General features: G+C 70.2%; 2 protein-coding genes. Both read left to right on the forward strand.

Annotated features, from left to right (window positions below; all coding sequences use genetic code 11):
- Positions 1-540, forward strand: a 540-nt coding sequence (locus JHN45_RS51910; RefSeq protein ID WP_201056487.1) for a GNAT family N-acetyltransferase, incomplete at its 5' end; no start/stop codon positions are given.
- A 10-nt stretch (positions 541-550) separates the two neighbouring features.
- Positions 551-1,228, forward strand: coding sequence for a pyridoxal 5'-phosphate synthase (locus JHN45_RS51915; protein ID WP_201056488.1), 678 nt, complete (start codon positions 551-553; stop codon positions 1,226-1,228).
- Positions 1,229-1,401: the final 173 nt, after the last annotated feature.

Raw genomic sequence — 1,401 nt, forward strand, 5'->3', positions numbered from 1 at the left:
GCGGAAGCCCGGCGACGACGAACCGCAGCCGCACCCGAGACCAGCGTCCGCCAACGCCTCTACCGCCTCACCGAGTTGACGCCTCCCCACCCCGCCCCTCCCGGCCGCCCGCGCATCGCGGTGGCAAAGGACCGCGAACAACTCATGCGCTGGCACGGCGAGTTCGGGGCGGCGATCGGCGGGCACGGAGGCATGATCGGCTCGGCCGAATGGGCCGACGCGCGGATCTCCTACGGCGGCGTCACACTCTGGGAGACCCCCGACGGCACACCCGTGTCGATGGCCGGAGTCACGGCGAAGGTGGCCGGCCAGATCCGCGTCGCCCCCGTCTACACACCGGCGGACCTGCGGGGCCGCGGCTACGCAGGCGCCGTCACGACAGAGGTCAGCCGGGCCGCGCGCACTGCGGGCGCGACCGAGGTGCTCCTCTTCACCGACCTCGCGAACCCGACCAGCAACGCCCTCTACCAGCGGATCGGCTACCGCCCGGCCGCGGACTTCACCGCATACGACTTCGGACCCGGCACAGGTCAGAGGTGATACTCGACCCATGGCAACGGAAACGGGACCGGACCTCCACGACCTCCTGAAGTCACTACGGGTATGGGCCCCCGGGACGACAGAACTACGGCCGTTCGACCCGACGACGGCACCGGACACCCCCCTCGCCCTCTTCACGACATGGTTCGCGGAGGCGGTGGCGGCGGGCGAGACCGAACCCCACGTGATGTCCCTGGCGACGAGGGACGACGAGGGCCTCCCCGACGTACGCATGGTGATGCTGCACGGCGCGGACAAGGAAGGCTGGTCGTTCGCGACCCACGCCACAAGCCGCAAGGGCCACCAGCTGAAGCACTTCGCGTACGCGGCCCTCTCCTTCTACTGGCCCCGCCTCGGCCGCCAGATCCGCCTGCGCGGCCCGGTCCTCCCGGCGACCCCCGACGAATCCCAGTCCGACCTGCACGCCCGCTCGACAGGAGCCCTCGCAGCGGCCCTGACCGGCCACCAGAGCGAAGTCCTCCCGTCCCTGGACGAGTTGACCCGAACCTCCGAAGCAGCCTGGGAGCTGGCCCAACGCGACCCGCAGACTCCCGTCCCGTCCTGGACCCTGTACCGCGTCTTCCCTGACGAGGCCGAGTTCTTCCAAGGGGATGCGCTACGGCGGCACGTTCGGCTGAGTTATGTGCGGGAGGAGCGGGGGTGGGCGAAGGTGTTGCTGTGGCCCTGAGTTGTGAGGTTGCTGTTGGGCCACTCGCTTCTTGTCAGTGTCGGGCCGGAACGGACCAAGTAAAGGGCGCTCCCTGCGGTCGCGTCGGCTCCGCCGATTCCGCTGCGCTCCACCCTTGACTAGGTCCGCTCCAGCCCGGTTGAGAAGCGAGCGAGCGGCCCGGAGGAGCGGCC

It is taken from the genome of Streptomyces sp. MBT53, from assembly GCF_016654115.1.
Classification (GTDB): domain Bacteria; phylum Actinomycetota; class Actinomycetes; order Streptomycetales; family Streptomycetaceae; genus Streptomyces.

Bases quoted from the DNA above. Each gene is read 5' to 3' on its own strand.
- JHN45_RS51915 (WP_201056488.1), top strand. From the start codon at position 551: ATGGCAACGGAAACGGGACCGGACCTCCACGACCTCCTGAAGTCACTA.